The following is an 18003-nucleotide window of genomic DNA, read 5'->3' as shown; positions in this document are numbered from 1 at the left end:
AACACCCGGGGGCCCCCCCCCCCCGGGGGGGGGGGGGGGCCCCGCCGCGGAGGGGCCGGGGATCAGCCGTGGAGGTAGACGATGCCGAGTTTGGTGAGCTGCCAGAGCTGGCCGGCGGCGCCGGTGTCGGTGGCGAGTTCGACGGCGGGGTTGCCCTTGGCGTCGAGGGTGGTGCCGGGGGCGATCACCTTGGTCGGGTCCTGGGAGTCGGCGATCTTGTAGCGGCCGCCGCCGGCCGGATTGAGGACCCAGTGCTGGTTGCCGCCGCCGTTGCAGCGCCACTGCTGGACGCGGGTGCCGGCGGCGGTGGAGGCGGCGTTGGCGTCCAGGCACATGTCCCGGTTGCCGCTGAAGTCGAGCTCGTAGCTGCCGCCGGCCTTGGCCTCCAGGACGAAGGACTGGTTGAGCCCGCCGGTGGCCGGATAGGTGATGGCGGCCCGGCCGTTGGTGGAGTCGCCGTAGGTGCCGCCGCCGGTGAGGTCGAGCGCGTTGCCGCTGGCCGCGTTGGTGAGCTGGTACCAGGAGCCGTCCTCGGGGACGTCCGCGAACGGCTGCCCGGGGGTGAGCGGCTGGATGGAGGTGGTGTTCTGCTGGTTGAGCGTGCAGTAGGCCTGCGCCAGTTCGGGCTTGGCGAAGAACTGGCCGAGGCAGACGCCCTCGCCGCGGTAGCCGGCCACCCGCAGGTGGTACGACTGGCGGACCATGTTCATGCACAGCCCGGGGATGCCGATCTGCGAGTCGCAGCCGTTGCGGGCCCACTCGGCGAGGTTGATGACGTCCCCGTTGCTGTACTCGTACGGAGAGCTGGTCCACTCCGCGCAGACCTCGTGGCCGAAGGCGACCCGCCGCTGGTCGAGGTAGCGCACGCCGGGCACCTGCTCGGCGGCGCCGCGCAGCGCGTCGCTGAAGGTCGGCACCACCCAGTTGTGGCCCCAGGCGAGGTCCTCGGGGAAGGCCGGGCAGCCGTCGGCGACCTTGCCGAGGTAGTCGTTGCGCCGGATGTCCGGGGTGATCGGATTGAAGTACGACTGGTAGACCAGCTGGTACGAGGAGTCGGCGTAGCCCGCCTTCCGCATGGTCTGCCGGATGTTCTGGAGCGCCGCGACGACCTTGGGCTGGACCCGCTTGGCGCGCTGGACGATCTCGTCGCTGCCGATGGTGTCGCGGCAGCCCTGGTCCTTGGGGATCGGGAAGTACTGCGCGAGGCAGTGCATCATGATCCCGCTGAAGTCGAAGTCGTCGTTGGCGCCGATCGTGACGACGACCATCTTCACGTCGTACCTGCCCGCCGCGTCGGCGAGTTTGACGTCCTGTTTGGGCTCGCCGAAGTCGCCGCTGCCGGAGCCGGTGACCTTGGCGAGCTCGGGGTCGCTGACCAGGTCGCCGGTCTGGGCGCCGGAGCAGGCGAGGTCGATCGGGGTGACGCCGGGGATGTCGGTGACGAAGATCTCCGACTTGGGGTGCCGGTGGCAGTAGTTGGTGGGGCTGTCGGTCTCCGGGAAGTAGCCGTCGTTGGTGTCGGTGCCGGCGCCCTCCCCGGAGATGGCGCTGTCGCCGAGGGCGACGATGGCGGCCGGGCGGGTGGCGCCGGCCGCGGGGGCCGGGTCGCCGAGGGCGGCGGGAGCGCCGGCCAGGCCGAGGGTGGCGACGAGGGCGCCGGTGGCGAGCAGCGCGCCGTACGGGGAGCGGCGCGCCACCGTCCGGGGCCGCCGCGCCGCTGTCAGTCGGGACCTGATCACACGCGACTCCTTGCGGGGGGTGGGGGGCCGCCCGGCCGGGCGCCGAGCGGCGCGGAGCAAGAAAGGTGAGCAGGTCTCATATTCTAGGTACTGACAAGTAACGCAACAAGGCTTGTGACACCGCCGGAACCTGACGCCCCGACACGCCCCCGGACATGCGGAGAGCCGCCGCCCCGCGCCCCAGGAGGGAAGCGCGGAACAGCGGCTCGTACCGGCCGAACCGGGAGCAGGATCAGCCCGCGTTGACGCAGTGGTTGCCGAACGCCGGGTTGAGCAGGCCGATGATGTCGATGGTGTTGCCGCACAGGTTGACCGGGATGTGAACCGGAACCTGAACCTGGTTGCCCGAGATGACACCGGGGGAACCCGCAGCGACACCCTCGGCGCCGGAGCTGGCCATCGCGGTGCCGGCGCCGGCGGCCACGATGCCCACCACGGCCGCGCCGACGGCGGCGGTCTTCTTGATGCTCATACGAGCCTCCTGACTGTTCATACAGAGATGCACGGGGAGTGCGACATCAAGAACGACACCCACCCGGGCCGGTTGCGACAGTGGACGCACTGTCACCCATCCGGCCCAACGGAGACGGCGACCGGCATTCGGGTGATCAGCGGACCGGACCGTTTCCCCTCGCACGGTGCCTCGTTCTCTCTGGCGGAACACGATCCACCCGGCCCCCTTCACACGAATCGAGTACCGCCCATGCGCAAGCTCGCCCACGGCGTCGTCGGCACCGCGGCCGGCGCCGCCCTGCTCGCCGCCGGCGCCGGCGTCGCGTCCGCCCACCACCTGCACGGCGCGTCCGCCGAGGGTGTCGCGGCCGGCTCGGCCGGCGCGGTCTCGGGCAACTCGGTGGAGGTGCCCGTGCACATTCCGCTCAACGTGTGCGGCAACTCGATCGACGTCGTGGGCCTCCTGAACCCGGCGTTCGGCAATAACTGCCTCAGCGCCTGACCGGGAATTCCCCTGGTCGCACCTCTGCCCGAACCGCTCCCGGCCGTGCGGGAATTGTTCGCGAGGTGCTGGAACAACGCGGCGGCCGCGTCGACGCCCGAGCCATGGGCGAAACACGCCGGTGTGCGCCGCCGGAGTGACAATCACGGCAATCCCCAGAAACCAGCGGGTGAGTATTCGTGCTCGCCCGGCTCCCGACATTTCCCATCCGTCGGGCAGAAAACGGAGGAAAGACATGCGCAACTTCAAGAAGGCCGCCGTCCTGTCCCTGGCCGCCACCGGTCTGGTCCTCGGTGCCGCCGGCGGTGCGTTCGCCAGCTCCGGCGCCGAGGGTGTGGCCGCCGGCTCCCCCGGTGTGCTCTCCGGCAACCAGCTCCAGATCCCGGTGCACATCCCGATCAACCTGTGCGGCAACTCCATCAACGTCATCGGCCTGCTCAACCCGGCCTTCGGCAACACCTGCGTCAACGCCGGCTGAACCGGCCGTCGCCGCACCGGCGACAGCAGATTCACCGAGTGCCGCGCCCCGCGGCGCCGGGGCGCGGGCCGCTCCACCCGTGTGTGATCGAGGAGATCAACCCCCATGCAGAACGTGAAGAAGGCCGCCGTCCTGTCCGCCGCCGCTGCCGGCCTGGTGCTCGGCGCGGCCGGGTCCGCCGCCGCCAGCTCCGGCGCCGAGGGCGTGGCCGCCGGCTCCCCCGGTGTCGTGTCCGGCAACCAGGTCCAGATCCCGGTGCACATCCCGGTCAACCTGTGCGGCAACTCCATCAACATCGTCGGCCTGCTGAACCCGGCCTTCGGCAACAGCTGCGCCAACGTGGAGCTCCCCCCGCCGCCCGCGGACGACTGCTGATCCCCGATCGGCACCCGTTCCGGCCGTACTGCCCCCCGACCAGCCGGCCGGGGGGCAGTTCGGCATCCCCGGGCGGCCGGTGGCCGTCCGGGCCCCCGATCCACCGAAGGGTGATCCGCATGGTTTCGAAGAAGAGCGGGGCCTGCCTGGTCGTCGCCGTCGGCGCCACGATGCTGCTCGGCGCGGGTTCGGCACAGGCCGCCACCACGACCGGTTCGGCCCCCGCGTCGGGCCCGGCCAAGCTGGCGAAGACCGACGTCGGTCAGGCGCTGAACGGGACGACCTCCGGCCTCGGCTACGGGCTCGCGCCGGTCAAGGACCTGCGCCTGGACCCGTGGGCGAACTCCTCGGCCGACGTGCTCAACAACGGCGCGACCGTCAAGCCCGACCAGGGCCTGGCCCCGGTCGGCACCGGCGGGCTGACCGGCCCGCTGAGCGCGGGCGGCGGCATCCGGGACCTCCCGCTGGTCGGCGGCCTGACCGGCGTGCTGCCGGGCTGAGCCGCCCGGCGCAGGCGGGAGCCCGGCACCCCGGTCGCGTCCGGGGTGCCGGGCTCCGCCGTGCCCGGAGCCGCTGGGCTCAGAGCTGGGTCAGGTCGGTCAGGCCGGTCTGCTGCACCACGCCGGTGGTGGTCGCGGTGGTGGTCGCGGCCAGGTCGCCCACCTTGTCGGTGACCGAGATCGGGTGGTCGTCGTCGCCGAGGCTGGCGGTGGCCCCGGGGACGGCCTGCACGGTGCCGGTGACCAGGCGCGGGTCCACCTCGTCCACCTTGAGCCGGCCGTCGGCCAGCTGGCCGGTGCCGTCCTGGACGAGGGCGAGCGGCTTGCCGACGGCGAGGCCGGGGGTGTCGGCGTGCAGCGGCGCGGCCGGGGCCTCCAGCAGCACCTGGCCGAGGTCGGCGCCCCGGTCGACCAGCGGGAGCGGCAACTGGGCCTTGGCGCTCGGGCCGACCTTCCCGGTCTGCAGCTCGGGGACCAGCCGGTCCGGGATGAGCTCGGTGCTGGTGGTGCGGCCGGGCGCCGGCGGCAGGAGCAGCGAGGTCGGGATGCCGGCCGTGACGCGGCTGCCGAGCGGGGTGAGCGGCACGTCCGCCGGGACCTGCTGGGTGGCCAGCTTGTCCTCCAGGGCACCGACCTGGTCGGGGCTGACCGGGGCGGCGCCGGCCGCTCCCTGGGAGGCGAGCATGCCCGCACCGACCGCCAACAGCATCGCGCCGGCCCGCTTGGAGAACTTCATGCTTTTCACCGTTCTGCCTGTCCGTACTGGAGATCCCTGAAGGGAGGGGCTGCGGGGCGCAGCCGGAAAGCAATCTGCCTCAACGAGTGACCGCTGGTACGGATTGCGGCGGTTAACCGGTTCGGCCTAATAATCCGACCGGAAACCACCCTACGACGCGCCTCCCGGACTCTTTTCAAAAATCCCCGTAACCTTCCGTGCCGTCATTCTTTGATCTGGACGTCAGTGACTGCAGACCGGGTCTGAGCGTTCTACGCGTTGTACGCACGGAAACCAAGAGCATTTCAGAGAGGGATCTCCCCATGATCCAGAAGTCTTTCGCCGCCGCCGGCCTGGCCGTCGCCGCGCTGGCCGCCGCCGCCGCGCCCGCCTCGGCGATCGGTGACGCGGACGGCGCCGCAGCCTCCATCGAGGGCAACGGCGGCACCAACTTCACCGGCACGGTCGGGAACAACAGCCCGAACTTCCACTTCCTGGACAACGCGAACGTCTGCCTCCCCGAGATCCACAACATCGCGGTGGGCGTGCTCGGCGTGGCCGTCCCGGTCGAGGTCCCGATCGCCAACAGCGGTGGCAAGCAGTACTGCACCCAGGGCCAGGGCACCCAGAGCCACGGCGACGCGGGCGTGTCCCACCTGGTCGGCTGACCGTTCCCCCAGCTGCACTCCCCCTGAACCACCCTTCGAATCGCTCCCCGATTCACCCCTCGAGAGGAAAACCGGAAATGATCAAGAAGTCCCTCGCCGCCGCCGGCCTGGCCGCCGCCGCCATCGCGATGTCCGCCGGCTCGGCCTCCGCCATCGTCGACGCGGACGGCGCCGCCACCTCCGTCCAGGGCAACGGTGGCACCAACCAGACCGGCACCCACGGCAACGGCAGCCCGAACTTCCACACCCTGGACAACGCGAACATCTGCCTGCCGGAGGTCCACAACATCGCCGTCGCCGTGGTCGGCGTCGCGGTTCCGGTCGAGGTGCCGATCCTGAACAGCACCCCGAAGCAGATCTGCAACGTCGGCCAGAACACCCAGTCCTCGGGCGACGCGGGCGTTTCGCACCTGATCGGCTGATCAAGGGGCACGGCACGGACGGAGGGCCCGGGGAGGTACGTCTCCCCGGGCCCTCCGGGCGCTACGAGCGCCACAGGCGAGGTGTCCGGCCGACCGCCGAACAGGTGCGGACCGGCCGGGTGAGCGGGCGTTCGGACCGGCGCGTGGGGCGCCGACCCGAACGGCCGGATGTGATCACGTGTCAGAGGCAGCGCCCGCCGGGGCGCTCCGAAAGAGAGGGCATTTCCATGAAGAGCAAGCTGGCCAAGGCCGCACTGACCGCCACCGCCGCGCTGGCGCTCGCGGGTGCCGCCACCCCGGCGTTCGCGCACGTCGGTTTCGCGGGCGGCGGCGAGTTCGTCGCCTCGGGCGACCAGCCGTTCGTGGCCGGTGCGGGCTTCGGCGTCGGCCACACCAGCGACGTCATCGCCGGCGGCTTCGGCGGCGGCGCCGCCACCTCCACCGACGTGATCGGCGGCGGCGAGGGCTTCGCGCACATCAACGGCTGGAAGTAGAACCCGGAAGGCCGGGCCGCCCCCACGGGGAGCGGCCCGGCCTTCTCGTTGTCCTGCGCCTGCTACTTGAACGCCCTACCTTGCGGCGCCGGCTACTTGAGCATCGCGGCGGCCTCGACCGCCCAGTAGGTGAGGATCTGCTCGGCCCCGGCCCGGCGGATCGAGGTGAGCGTCTCCATGATCATCCGCTCCCGGTCGATCCAGCCGTTCGCCGCGGCCGCCTCGACCATCGCGTACTCACCGGACACCTGGTACGCGGCGACCGGCACCGGGGAGGCGTCGGCGACCTGGCGCAGGATGTCCAGGTAGGCCATGGCCGGCTTGACCATCACCAGGTCGGCACCCTCGGCGAGGTCCTGCTCCAGCTCGCGCAGCGCCTCACGGGCGTTGGCCGGGTCCTGCTGATAGCTCTTGCGGTCGCCCTTGAGCGAGGAGCCGACCGCCTCGCGGAACGGGCCGAAGAACGCCGAGGCGTACTTGGCGGTGTAGGCGAGGATGCCCACGTCCTGGTGTCCGGCCTCGTCCAACGCCCGCCGGATCACGCCGATCTGGCCGTCCATCATGCCGGACGGGCCGACCAGGTGGACGCCCGCGTCCGCCTGCACCCGGGCCATCTCGGCGTAGCGCTCCAGGGTGGCGTCGTTGTCCACGCTGCCGTCGGCGGCCAGCACGCCGCAGTGGCCGTGGTCGGTGTACTCGTCCAGGCAGAGGTCGGACATGACGACCAGGGCGTCGCCGACCTCGGCGACCACGTCGCGGATCGCCTGCTGGAGGATGCCGTCCGGGTTGGTGCCCTCGCTGCCGGTGGCGTCCTGCACGGCCGGCACGCCGAACAGCATCAGGCCGCCCAGGCCCGCCTCGGCCGCCTCCACCGCGGCCTTGCGCAGGGTGTCCCGGCTGTGCTGGACCACGCCCGGCATGGAGGTGACCGGGACGGGCTCGCTGACGCCCTCGCGGACGAACAGCGGCAGGATCAGCTCCGCCGGGTGCAGCCGGGTCTCGGCGACCAGGCGGCGCATCGCCGGGCTCTGGCGCAGCCGGCGCGGGCGTACGTACGGGAATTCAGCGGACACGGCTTCTCTCTCCGAACGGTTGTGCAGTGCCGGGGGCGACGGATCGCCGCCCCCGGTCCCGAGGGTGTCAGCGGGCCTTGCGGCGCGAACCCGGACGGCGCTCGCTGGGCCGGTAGACCGGCTCGCCGGCGGCCGTGGCGGTGTCGCGGCGCTTGGCCCCGAAGTCTGCCAGCGCCTGGGCCAGCGCGGCCGCCGACGGCGCCGGGGCCATCACGTCGACCCGCAGGCCGTGCTCCTCGGCGGTCTTGGCGGTGGCCGGGCCGATGCAGGCGATGACCGTGACGTTGTGCGGCTTGCCCGCGATGCCGACCAGGTTCCGCACGGTCGAGGACGAGGTGAAGAGCACCGCGTCGAAGCCGCCGCCCTTGATCGCCTCACGGGTCTCGGCCGGCGGCGGCGAGGCGCGCACCGTCCGGTACGCCGTCACGTCGTCGACCTCCCAGCCCAGCTCGACCAGGCCGGCCACCAGGGTCTCGGTGGCGATGTCGGCACGCGGCAGCAGCACCCGGTCGATCGGGTCGAACACCGGGTCGTACGGCGGCCAGTCCTCCAGCAGGCCGGCCGCGGACTGCTCGCCGGAGGGCACCAGGTCCGGCTTCACGCCGAAGTCCACCAGGGCCTGCGCGGTGGTCTCGCCGACCGCCGCGACCTTGATCCCGGCGAACGCGCGGGCGTCCAGGCCGTACTCCTCGAACTTCTCCCGGACCGCCCGGACCGCGTTCACCGAGGTGAAGGCGATCCACTCGTAGCGGCCGGTGACCAGGCCCTTGATGGCCCGCTCCATCTGCTGCGGGGTGCGCGGCGGCTCGACCGCGATGGTCGGCACCTCCTGCGGCACCGCGCCGTACGAGCGCAGCTGCTCGGACAGGCCGGTGGCCTGCTCCTTGGTGCGCGGCACGAGCACGTTCCAGCCGAACAGCGGCTTGGTCTCGAACCACGAGTGCGAGGACCGGTGGGCGACCTGCTCGCCCACCACGGCTATCACCGAGGTCGCCGGGTCCACCGGGGCGGAGACCGGCGAGGGCAGCACCCGGGCGGCCTTCAGGTCGGCGGCGATGCCGGACAGAGTGGAGGTGAAGGTCCGCTGGCGGGTGGTGGTGCCGGAGAGCGTGGCGCTCAGCGCCGACTCCGGCTTGCGGCCGTTGGCGACCAGGGCGCCCGCGGTGGCCGGCAGCTGGCCCAGGGTGGTCCGGACCACCAGGGTGGTCTCCGGCGCGCCCAGGTCCACCGGGCTGCCGGCCAGCAGCGCGGTGCCGTCCACGAAGCGCACGTCGGTGCCGGCCGCGCCGCGCAGCGGGACGCCCGCGTACGCCGGGACGCCGACCGACTGGGCGACGCCCGGGATCACCTCGAAGGGGATGCCGTCGCCGGCGCAGCTGAGCATCTCCTCGGCGGCGCAGCCGTCCAGGCCCGGGTCGCCGTCGACGGTGCGGACCACGTGCTTGCCGGCCCGCACGGCCTCGGCGACCAGCCGGGCCAGGTTGAAGTCCGCGCCCTCGGCGACCGGGGTGTGCACCTGCACACCGGCCGGGCAGTGGGTGCGCACGGCGACCGCGGTCAGCGGGTCGGCGACCAGGATGTCGGCCGAGGACAGCACCTCGACCGCGCGCAGGGTCAGCAGCCCCGGGTCCCCGGGGCCCGCGCCCAGGAAGGTGCACCGTCCGGTGGCGGACTGGCCGCCCGGGAACGGGGTTTCGGTGGCGGCGGTGGGGCTCATCGGGCTCGCTCCCCCATCAGGGTGGCCGCGCCCGCGTCGAGCAGCCGGGCGGCCAGCGCGCGGCCGAGGGCCGTCGCGTGCTGCTCGGCGGTCTCGTCGAGGACGATCGGACCGTTGGCGGACATCTTCAGCAGGGCGGCGCCGTCGGGGTCGCCGACCACGCTCTCCAGCCGCAGTTCGTTCGGTCGGACCCAGGTGGCCAGCGCGGCCACCGGAGCCGAACAGCCGGCCTCCAGGGTGGCCAGCAGGGCCCGCTCGGCGACCACGGCGACCCTCGTGGGGGCGTGGTCCAGGGCGGCGAGCGCGGCGGTCAGGTCGGTGTCGGCGCTGGTGCACTCGATCGCGAGCGCGCCCTGGCCGGGGGCCGGGACCATCAGCTCCGGGTCGAGGTGCTGGGAGATCTCGGCGCTGCGGCCGAGCCGGTTGAGGCCGGCCGTGGCCAGCACCACCGCGTCCAGCTCGCCGCTGGTCACGTAGCCGATCCGGGTGTCCACGTTGCCGCGGATCGCGACGGTCTCCAGCGCGGCGCCGCGGGCGGTGGCCCAGGCGTTCAGCTGGGCCATCCGGCGCGGCGAGCCGGTGCCGATCCGGGCCGGGCGGCCGGCGCCGGCCAGCTTCTCCACCAGCTCGTCCAGGGTCAGGCCCTCGGCGGCGACCAGGGCGTCCCGGGCGTCCTCGCGCTCGGGGACGGCGGCCAGCGCCAGGCCCTCGGGGGCGGCGGTGGGCAGGTCCTTGAGCGAGTGCACGGCGAAGTCGATCCGGCCCTCCAGCAGCGCGTCCCGCAGGGCGGATACGAACACGCCGGTGCCGCCGATCTGCGCCAGCGCCTCCCGGGAGGTGTCGCCGTAGGTGGTGATCTCGACCAGCTCGACGGGGCGCCCGGTGACCCGGGTGACCTCGCGGGCCACCATGCCCGACTGGGCCATGGCGAGCGCGCTGCGCCGGGTGCCGAGCCGCAGGGTCGCGGTGGCGGCCGGAGTCTGCTCCGTGATCGGTTGACCATTCATGAGGTGATCGTCCCGGTGGTACTCGTGGGATGGCTGACGGTTCATCTGGCGCCCCCGCCCGAGGGCTGGGGGCCGCCGACGGGTGTGCCCGACACGGCGTGCACGGCCGCCGGGTCGAGGTCGAACAGCTCGCGCAGCGCGTCCGCGTAGGAGGCGCCGCCGGGCTCGGCGGCCAGCTGCTTCACCCGGACGGTCGGGGCGTGCAGCAGCTTGTCGACGACGCGGCGGACGGTCTGGGTGATCTCCGCGCGGGAGCGCTCGTCCAGGTCGGGCAGCCGGGAGTCCAGCCGGCCCAGCTCGGCGGAGACCACGCCGGAGGCCATCGCCCGCAGCGCGACCACGGTCGGCGCGATCCGGGCGGCCCGCTGGGCGGCGCCGAAGGCGGCCACCTCGTCGGCGACGATCCGGCCGACCTGGTCCACGTCACCGGCGCCGGGGGTGGCGGCGTGCGCGTGGGAGAGGCTCTCCAGGTCCACCAGCAGGGCGCCGGGCAGCTCGTGCACGGCGTGGTCGACGTCGCGCGGCATGGCCAGGTCGAGCAGGGCGAGCGGCTGGTCGGCGGTGCGGGCGGCGACCGCGGCGGCCACGTCCCCGGCCTTGACCACCACACCGGCCGCGCCGGTGCAGGAGATCACCAGGTCGACGTCGGCCAGCGCCTCCGGCACCTTGGCCAGGTCCAGGGTGCGGGCCACACCGGAGCCGAGGATCTCGACCAGGCGCTCGGCGCGGGCCGGCGTCCGGTTGGCGATCAGCACGTCGGTGACGCCGCAGCGGACCAGGGTGGCGGCGGCCAGCGAGCTCATCGAGCCCGCGCCGACCACCAGCGCCCGCTTGCCGGCGATCTCGCCCGCGCCCGCCGCGACCTGCTCCAGGCCGAAGGTCACCAGCGACTGGCCGGCCTTGTCGATGCCGGTCTCGCTGTGCGCCCGCTTGCCGACCCGCAGCGCCTGCTGGAACAGCTCGTTCAGGCCGCGCCCGGCGGTGTGCTCCTCCTGCGCGGTGGCCAGCGCGTCGCGCAGCTGGCCGAGGATCTGGCCCTCGCCGACCACCATCGAGTCCAGGCCGCAGGCCACCGAGAACAGGTGGTGGACGGCGCGGTCCTCGTAGTGGACGTAGAGGTGGGAGGTCAGCTCCTCCAGGTCCACCCCGCTGTGGTGGGCGAGCAGCAGCGACAGCTCGGCGACGCCGGCGTGGAACTTGTCCACGTCCGCGTACAGCTCGATCCGGTTGCAGGTGTTGAGCAGCGCGGCCTCGGCGACGGTCGCGGTGGCGGCCGCGTCGTGCAGCAGCCGGGTCGGCACCTCACCGGTCAGCGCGGCGCGCTCCAGCACGCCGACCGGCGCCGTGCGATGGCTCAGTCCAACGACGAGAAGACTCACGCCCGCCCCCAGGTCCCACGGTTGTCCGTACTCATGAGGCCGCCCCGCACCGCTCGGCGGGTGCTCCGCACGAGCTGCGCCCTGCGACTGACTCGCTCGCTCATGCGGGCATCACCGCGGGGAGATCGCCCTCCCCGCCCTTGCCGGACTGGCCCTGCTCGGCCTGGTCCTTGGCCGCGGTCTCGGCGGTGCCGCGGCCCTTGCCGTTGCCGCCCGCCGCGCGGCGCAGCTTGGCGGCCGCCGCCCGGACCGGGCCCGGGGCGCGGTCCAGCACCGACTCGGTGCGGTCCGGCTCCTCGCCGGCCTTGCGCTGCTCGTGGAAGGCCAGGATCTGCAGCTCGATGGAGAGGTCGACCTTGCGCACGTCCACGCCGTCCGGGACGGTCAGCACGGTCGGGGCGAAGTTGAGGATGCTGGTGACGCCGGCCTCCACCAGCCGGTCGCAGACCTGCTGGGCGGCACCGGGCGGGGTGGTGATCACACCGATCGAGACGTGCTGGCTCTCGACGATCGACTCCAGCTCGTCCATGTGCCGCACCGGCAGGCCGGCCGCGCTGCCGCCGACCACGTTCGGGTCGGCGTCCAGCAGGGCGGCCACCCGGAAGCCGCGGGAGGCGAAGCCGCCGTAGTTGGCGAGGGCGTGGCCGAGGTTCCCGATGCCGACGATGACGACCGGCCAGTCCTGGGTCAGGCCCAGCTCGCGGGAGATCTGGTAGACGAGGTACTCGACGTCGTAGCCGACGCCGCGGGTGCCGTAGGAGCCCAGGTAGGAGAAGTCCTTGCGCAGCTTCGCCGAGTTCACGCCGGCGGCGGCGGCCAGCTCCTCGGAGGAGACCGTCGGCACCGAACGCTCGGAGAGCGCGGTGAGCGCGCGCAGGTAGAGGGGGAGGCGGGCGACGGTCGCCTCCGGGATGCCCCGGGCACGCGAGGGTCGGCGCGCGGCGCCCTGGTCGGGCGTCTGCGAACTGCTCTGTGGTGATCGGCCGATTGCCACGGTGCTCCTGTGGGTGAAGCTGGGCTTTGGCAGCCAGGCTATGCGTTTGTGAACGTGTGCACAAAGATGGTGTCCGTTTTGTCCCCACACAGTGATGCGCATCACGCCGTCGAACCCATAGCACCGCGCTCGGTCAGGAGGACGGCCGGGGCGGGCACCCCGGGCAGCCACGGGCCGTACGGCGCCTCCCGGCGCACCAGCGGGACGGGCGTGCCGGACGAACGGGAGCGGGCCCGGCCCAGCCGCGGCCAGGGCACCCGGGCCGCCTCGCGCAGCGGGCCCGCCCAGTCGTCCGGCGGGCAGGACGGGACGCCGACGCAGTGCCGCAGCAGCTCGGCGGTCACCCGGGCGTCGCCCAGCGCGGTGTGCGCCGGGTACCAGCCCAGGCCCGCCGCCTCCACGCAGGCCGCCAGGCCGTGGCCGCGGGCCTGCGGCAGGTGGGCGCGGGCCAGCCGCATCGTGCACAGCAGCGGCACGGGCGGCAGCGCGACCCCGATCCGGGCGAACTCGCGATCCAGGAATCCGTGGTCACAGCTGACGTGGTGACCCACCAGCACCCGGCCGGCCAGCAGCTCCAGCAGCCGCGGGGCGATCTCCCGGAAGCGCGGGGCGCCCTCGACGTCCGCCTGGTGTATCCGGTGCACATGGGTCGGACCGACCGGACCCAGCGGGTCGAGCAGGGTGGCGAACTCCGCCTCCGGGCGCAGCCGCTCGTCCAGCAGGACCACCGCGATCTCGACCACCCGGTGCCGCCACGGACTGCGGCCGGTCGCCTCCACGTCCACCACGGCGAAGCCCCGGGCGCCCGGCGGGGCTTCGGGCGTCCCAGGGGTCGGGCCGGGAAGCATGGCGGCACTCCTCGTGTGCTCAGCCCCCCTTGGGCGCAAACGCGTTCGATCGTAAGCCGACCAACCGGCCCCGGCTCAAGCCGGACCGGGGTGTCTTTGACAACGATTCGGCGAACCGCCCCCGCCGAGCGGCGGGGGCGGCGGCGGTGGCGCGCGGGATCGGTCAGCCGCCGAGGGCGGCGCGCAGGCGGCGTTCGTCGACCCGCCAGAAGTCGTGCTGGCGGCCGTCGATCAGGGTCACCGGGATCTGCTCCCAGTAGCGCCGGTACAACTCCTCGTCCTGGGTGATGTCCTTCTCCTCGAAGGTCGCGCCCAGCTCGCCCGCCACCCGGACGATCACCTCCCGGGCGTCGTCGCACAGGTGGCAGCCGGGCTTGCCGACCAGGGTCACGGTGCGGTCGGCCGGCGCGGGCTTCGGGCTCTTGTCACGTCGCAGCAGTGGGCTCACCCGGCCATTGTCCGCCCGCCCAGCGGCCGCCCCGCCGGGGCCCGGGACCGCCCGGTGTTCACCGCGCGGGCACGGCGCCGTCACGGCCGCCGCGCGCCCGGCTGGCTATGCTCGATGACATGGCCGTGCTCCGAAGGCTCACCCAGGCGAAGCGTTCCACCACCGAGCGGAGCGCCCTGGCGGGCGAGGCTGCCGCCGAGGCGGCGGCAGCTGCGCTGCAGGCCGAGCCGGAGCCAGCCACCGCCCCCGCGGAGAGCACCGCGCCCACCGGGAGCACCGCTCCGGCCGAGAGCTCCACCGAGAGCGCCGCGCCCGCCGCGGGCAGGCCCGGCAAGGCGCCCAAGGCCCCGGCCGAGAACCACACCCCCGAGCCGGGCGACCCGCGCGCCGCCGCGTTCTTCGACTGCGACAACACCATCCTGCGCGGGGCCGCGATCTTCTACCTCGGGGTCGGCCTCTACCGGCGCGGCTTCCTCACCCGCCGCGACATCGCCCGGTTCGCCTGGCAGCAGGCCTGGTTCCGGCTGAACGGCGCCGAGGACCCGGAGCACATCTCGGACGCCCAGCACACCGCGCTCGGCCTGGTCGCCGGGAAGCGCACCGCCGACCTGGAGGCGATCTGCGAGGAGGTCTTCGAGCAGGTCGTGGCCGACAAGATCTGGCCCGGCACCCGCGCCCTGGTCCAGATGCACCTGGACGCCGGCCAGCGGGTCTGGCTGGTCACCGCCGCCCCGCTGGAGGTGGCCCGGGTGATCGCCCGCCGGCTCGGCATGACCGGCGCCCTGGGCACCGTCGCCGAGGCCGACGGCGGCCTGTACACCGGCCGGCTGGTCGGCGAGCTGCTGCACGGCCCGGCCAAGGCGGCCGCGGTGCACGCGCTGGCCCGGCACGAGCGGCTGGACCTCGACCGCTGCGCCGCGTACAGCGACTCGGCCAACGACATCCCGATGCTCTCGCTGGTCGGCCACCCGTACGTGGTGAACCCGGACGGCGCGCTGCGCCGCCACGCCCGGGCCCAGGGCTGGCGGGTGCGGGACTTCCGGACCGGCCGGAAGGCGGCCCGGGTGGGGCTGCCGGCGGCGGCCGCGCTCGGGGTGCTCGCGGGTGCGGCGGCCGCCGGGGTGGCCCTGAACCGCCGCCGCCGCTGCGCCTGACGGGCTCCCGCCACCCCCGGTCGCGCCCCCGCCGCCGGGCCTGCCCGAGGCCTCCCCACGGCCTTCCCGCGCGGGTGGCCGGCCGTCAACCAGGCCTCTGACCTGGCCCCTCGTACGGGCGAACTCCCGTTTCCGGTACGGCTTTCCGGCCCAATGAGCGAACCTGTCAGCCGGTGACCGGTTCTGATCGTTCGCCAGACCGGGAAAGTCGGGGGTTGCCAGGCCTCAAGACTGGGAAACCACCGGCCGGACCGCCGAATTGGTCACCCTGGGCGCCCGAACGGTCACGTTGAGCCGGATGAACGATGGCAGGTCCGGTCAGAGTCAGCCGAATATGCGCGATAAATGGATCCCAAACGACCACTTCGACCACACGGTGTAGCTGTCATTGCACAAAGCGTTATTCTCTCCTGGATGCACGTCACCCACGCGCCCCGCTCGAACGGGCGGCGCGGGAGTGCTCTCCGCGCAGGCGGAGGTGATCCGTCCACAGTTCTGCCTCTGGGAGTCCCGTGTACCCACCCGTCCGGAACGACGCGCCTGCACCCTCCCGCCCGTCGTCCGCGCCCCTGCGCCCCCGCACCGGCCTCCGCGGCCGCCCCGTCGCCGACCGGCAGATCTCCACCGGCCTGGACCTGCTGCGCAACCTGCTCCGCAGCCAGCTCGCCGCCTCGCCCCAACTCGTGCCCGCCGGCGCCCCGTTCGGCCACCCGCACGGCTCCGGCCTGGCACTGCGCACCACCGCCGCCGGCTCCACCGGCACCGGCTCGCGCGGCCGGACCGGCAGCACCGGCGTCGGCCGCGGCCGCGCCCGGACCGCGCCGAGCCCCGGCTACGAGACCGAGCACAACCCGATCATGGAGCTGGTCGAGCGGGCCCAGGCCGGCGAGAGCGAGGCCTTCGGCCGGCTCTACGACCACTACGCGGACACCGTCTACCGCTACATCTACTACCGGGTCGGCAGCCGGGCCACCGCCGAGGACCTCACCAGCGAGACGTTCCTGCGCGCGCTGCGCCGGATCGGCACCTTCACCTGGCAGGGCCGGGACTTCGGCGCCTGGCTGGTGACCATCGCCCGCAACCTGGTCGCCGACCACTTCAAGTCCAGCCGCTTCCGGCTGGAGGTGACCACCGGCGAGATGCTCGACTCCAACGAGTGCGAGCGCAGCCCGGAGGAGTCGGTGCTGGAGTCGCTCTCCAACGCCGCCCTGCTGGACGCGGTGCACCGGCTCAACCCGCAGCAGCAGGAGTGCGTGACGCTCCGCTTCCTCCAGGGGCTCTCGGTGGCCGAGACCGCGCGGATCATGGGCAAGAACGAGGGTGCCATCAAGACCCTCCAGTACCGCGCCGTCCGCACCCTGGCCCGGCTGCTGCCGCCGGACGCCCGGTGAGGCCGCGGTGACCGGGGGAGGCATAGCCGGCGGGCAGCCCGACCGGCCGTCACCATCCGTACCCGACCGACACGTCCGGGTGAACGGTCGATCCGATGATCAGCCGTGCGTAACCCACCGCCCGCACCACTCGTTGGCCAGCGTGCAAGTCCCCACCAGGCGTACGGTCAAGCCGAATTGCGACCTGTCACCCGATGGAGTGGCTTTGGCCCGCCGAGGCAACCGTCCGGCAGGCCGGGGTGTCGACAACGACGAAGGGAGGTGTGGCCCGTGACGGCAAACGTGCTGGAGCACCGACGGGCGAAGGCCTTCGCCGAGGCGCTGGAGGCCCACCGGGCGGAGCAGCGCGGCGCAGCGGACGCCGAATCGGCCAACACCGCTGCCACCGGCGCCGGTTCGGTCGCGATGGCCCAACTGGTCGGCCTGACCGACGCACTGGGCGCGATGCCCGGACCAGCGCTGGACCCGGAGGTACGGACCGTCCAACGCGCGCAGCTGATGGCCGCGTTCGAGCAGGCCTTCGCCGGCGGACCGGGCGCCACGGTGCCCCGCCAACGCCGGCACCGGGCCATCCGGACGGCGCCGCGCGGCCGCTGGAGCCGCCGGTTCGCGATCGGCGGACTGGTCGCCGGACTGGCCGTCGGCAGCCTCGCCGGCGCCGCCGCCGCCAGCTCCAACGCCCTCCCCGGGGACACGCTGTACGGCATGAAGCGCGGCCTCGAAGGGCTCAGGCTCGACCTGGCGGACACCGACTCCGAGCGCGGCGAACTGCTGCTCGACAACGCCGCCACCAGGCTCGGCGAGGCCAAGACCCTGGTCGGCCACCCCGGCCCGGCCACCGGGCTCAGCCCGGGCACCGTCGAACGGGTCCGCCGCGCGCTGGACGACATGCACGCCGACGCCATCAAGGGCCGCGAGCTGCTCCGCTCGGTCTACCGCAGCAACGGCTCGCTCGGCCCGATGCGCGCCCTGGCCGGCTTCGCCCAGGGCGAGGACGGCCGCTGGACCGAACTGGCGGGCCAGCTGCCCGTCCAGCTCACCCAGCAGGCCCACCTGGTCGACCAGCTCTTCGACGACATAAGCGAGGACGTCGCGCCCCTGCGCCTGGCCCAGCCCACCGCCAAGAGCGGTGGCCCGGCCGGCACCGGAGCGGGCGGCGACACGGCCGGTCCGGCCACCGGCGGCGCCCCCGCCGACACCCCGGCGAACGGCTCCGGCACCGCGCCCGGCGAACGCCCGGCCCAGGGCGGCGGCACCGGCGCGACCAGCGGCGGCAACAACCGCCCCGGCGGCACCGAGCGGGCCCCCGCCAGCACCGGCGCCAGCACGCCCGGCGGCATCGGCGCCAAGGGCGGCGGCCTGCCCAGCACCCTGCCCAGCAGCGCGCCGGACGCCGTCAACGGGCTCGTCGGGGACCTCACCAGCGGGCTCACCGGCGGCAAGACCTCGCCGAGCGCCGTCCCGGCCCCGCCGCAGGCACCGCAGCAGCCCTCCGGCACGCCCAGCGCCCCGGCCGCCGGCCAGCCGCAGGGCGTCGAGGTGCCCCCGCTGATCCCGGGCCTGCTGCCCGGGCTGCGGCTCCTCGGCGGCTGACCGGCGGCTGACCGGACGGCCGAGGGCCCCGGCGATCCCTGGAGTTCCAGGAT

The 18003-nt window shown here is 73.7% G+C and carries 20 protein-coding genes; 10 read left to right on the top strand and 10 right to left on the bottom strand.

Annotated features, from left to right (window positions below):
* Window positions 1–62: 62 nt before the first annotated feature.
* Window positions 63–1739: an RICIN domain-containing protein gene (locus tag ACFWPI_RS28310; protein ID WP_380375480.1), complete on the bottom strand. Its 1677-nt coding sequence runs from the start codon at window positions 1737–1739 to the stop codon at window positions 63–65.
* 232 nt (window positions 1740–1971) lie between these two features.
* Window positions 1972–2211 (bottom strand): chaplin, encoded by a 240-nt coding sequence (locus ACFWPI_RS28305; RefSeq protein WP_380375481.1) that lies wholly within the window; start codon window positions 2209–2211, stop codon window positions 1972–1974.
* A gap of 231 nt (window positions 2212–2442) precedes the next feature.
* Here ACFWPI_RS28305 and ACFWPI_RS28300 point away from each other — a divergent pair, with 231 nt between their 5' ends.
* The 4 genes from ACFWPI_RS28300 (at window position 2443) to ACFWPI_RS28285 (ending at window position 4047) form a co-directional block, all read left to right on the top strand.
* Entirely contained in the window at window positions 2443–2694 is a 252-nt protein-coding gene (locus ACFWPI_RS28300) for a chaplin (RefSeq protein WP_380375483.1), read from the top strand.
* Between the two features lie 235 nt (window positions 2695–2929).
* The gene (locus tag ACFWPI_RS28295) at window positions 2930–3172 is read left to right on the top strand and encodes a chaplin (RefSeq protein WP_380375485.1); all 243 of its coding nucleotides are present in this window, start codon (window positions 2930–2932) and stop codon (window positions 3170–3172) included.
* Between the two features lie 105 nt (window positions 3173–3277).
* The gene (locus ACFWPI_RS28290; protein WP_063348863.1) at window positions 3278–3547 is read left to right on the top strand and encodes a chaplin; all 270 of its coding nucleotides are present in this window, start codon (window positions 3278–3280) and stop codon (window positions 3545–3547) included.
* A 119-nt stretch (window positions 3548–3666) separates the two neighbouring features.
* Window positions 3667–4047, top strand: a complete 381-nt coding sequence (locus ACFWPI_RS28285; RefSeq protein WP_350878444.1) for a hypothetical protein — start codon at window positions 3667–3669, stop codon at window positions 4045–4047.
* Between the two features lie 79 nt (window positions 4048–4126).
* Here ACFWPI_RS28285 and ACFWPI_RS28280 read toward each other — a convergent pair whose 3' ends face one another.
* On the bottom strand, window positions 4127–4783 hold the full coding sequence (locus ACFWPI_RS28280; RefSeq protein WP_380380186.1) for a hypothetical protein: 657 nt from the start codon (window positions 4781–4783) through the stop codon (window positions 4127–4129).
* Between the two features lie 302 nt (window positions 4784–5085).
* Between ACFWPI_RS28280 and ACFWPI_RS28275 the strand changes: the two genes are divergently transcribed.
* The 3 genes from ACFWPI_RS28275 (at window position 5086) to ACFWPI_RS28265 (ending at window position 6346) form a co-directional block, all read left to right on the top strand.
* Complete coding sequence (locus tag ACFWPI_RS28275) at window positions 5086–5430, top strand: hypothetical protein (protein ID WP_031063477.1); 345 nt, start codon at window positions 5086–5088, stop codon at window positions 5428–5430.
* Between the two features lie 77 nt (window positions 5431–5507).
* Complete coding sequence (locus ACFWPI_RS28270) at window positions 5508–5852, top strand: rodlet layer protein (RefSeq protein ID WP_380380184.1); 345 nt, start codon at window positions 5508–5510, stop codon at window positions 5850–5852.
* 227 nt (window positions 5853–6079) lie between these two features.
* On the top strand, window positions 6080–6346 hold the full coding sequence (locus ACFWPI_RS28265; protein ID WP_063348859.1) for a hypothetical protein: 267 nt from the start codon (window positions 6080–6082) through the stop codon (window positions 6344–6346).
* Between the two features lie 92 nt (window positions 6347–6438).
* Here the strand turns inward: ACFWPI_RS28265 and hemB are convergent, their stop codons facing one another.
* The 7 genes from hemB to ACFWPI_RS28230 form a co-directional block, all read right to left on the bottom strand.
* Entirely contained in the window at window positions 6439–7419 is a 981-nt protein-coding gene (hemB, locus tag ACFWPI_RS28260; protein ID WP_380380182.1) for a porphobilinogen synthase, read from the bottom strand.
* 67 nt (window positions 7420–7486) lie between these two features.
* On the bottom strand, window positions 7487–9136 hold the full coding sequence (locus tag ACFWPI_RS28255) for a bifunctional uroporphyrinogen-III C-methyltransferase/uroporphyrinogen-III synthase (protein ID WP_063348857.1): 1650 nt from the start codon (window positions 9134–9136) through the stop codon (window positions 7487–7489).
* Window positions 9133–10143, bottom strand: coding sequence for a hydroxymethylbilane synthase (hemC, locus tag ACFWPI_RS28250; RefSeq protein WP_380380180.1), 1011 nt, complete (start codon window positions 10141–10143; stop codon window positions 9133–9135). The genes ACFWPI_RS28255 and hemC overlap by 4 nt, the downstream gene beginning before the upstream one ends.
* A 41-nt stretch (window positions 10144–10184) precedes the next feature.
* On the bottom strand, window positions 10185–11522 hold the full coding sequence (locus ACFWPI_RS28245; protein ID WP_380380178.1) for a glutamyl-tRNA reductase: 1338 nt from the start codon (window positions 11520–11522) through the stop codon (window positions 10185–10187).
* A 100-nt stretch (window positions 11523–11622) separates the two neighbouring features.
* Window positions 11623–12510, bottom strand: coding sequence for a redox-sensing transcriptional repressor Rex (locus ACFWPI_RS28240; protein ID WP_363375013.1), 888 nt, complete (start codon window positions 12508–12510; stop codon window positions 11623–11625).
* 107 nt (window positions 12511–12617) lie between these two features.
* Window positions 12618–13364, bottom strand: a complete 747-nt coding sequence (locus ACFWPI_RS28235; protein WP_063348854.1) for a 3'-5' exonuclease — start codon at window positions 13362–13364, stop codon at window positions 12618–12620.
* 163 nt (window positions 13365–13527) lie between these two features.
* Complete coding sequence (locus ACFWPI_RS28230) at window positions 13528–13812, bottom strand: glutaredoxin family protein (protein WP_063348853.1); 285 nt, start codon at window positions 13810–13812, stop codon at window positions 13528–13530.
* Window positions 13813–13931: 119 nt separating this feature from the next.
* On the opposite strand from ACFWPI_RS28230, the gene ACFWPI_RS28225 reads away from it, so the two are divergent.
* The 3 genes from ACFWPI_RS28225 to ACFWPI_RS28215 all read left to right on the top strand — a co-directional run bounded on the left by ACFWPI_RS28225 (window position 13932) and on the right by ACFWPI_RS28215 (window position 17950).
* The gene (locus ACFWPI_RS28225) at window positions 13932–14966 is read left to right on the top strand and encodes an HAD-IB family hydrolase (RefSeq protein ID WP_380380175.1); all 1035 of its coding nucleotides are present in this window, start codon (window positions 13932–13934) and stop codon (window positions 14964–14966) included.
* 569 nt (window positions 14967–15535) lie between these two features.
* Window positions 15536–16357 (top strand): ECF subfamily RNA polymerase sigma factor, BldN family, encoded by an 822-nt coding sequence (locus ACFWPI_RS28220; protein ID WP_063351307.1) that lies wholly within the window; start codon window positions 15536–15538, stop codon window positions 16355–16357.
* A 270-nt stretch (window positions 16358–16627) separates the two neighbouring features.
* On the top strand, window positions 16628–17950 hold the full coding sequence (locus ACFWPI_RS28215) for a DUF5667 domain-containing protein (RefSeq protein WP_380338099.1): 1323 nt from the start codon (window positions 16628–16630) through the stop codon (window positions 17948–17950).
* Window positions 17951–18003 lie beyond the last annotated feature (53 nt).

This window comes from Kitasatospora sp. NPDC058492 (genome assembly GCF_042720685.1).
Lineage (GTDB): Bacteria > Actinomycetota > Actinomycetes > Streptomycetales > Streptomycetaceae > Kitasatospora.
The sequence above is the reverse complement of the archived record's forward strand: the minus strand, read 5'-3'. Positions and strand labels throughout refer to the sequence as shown.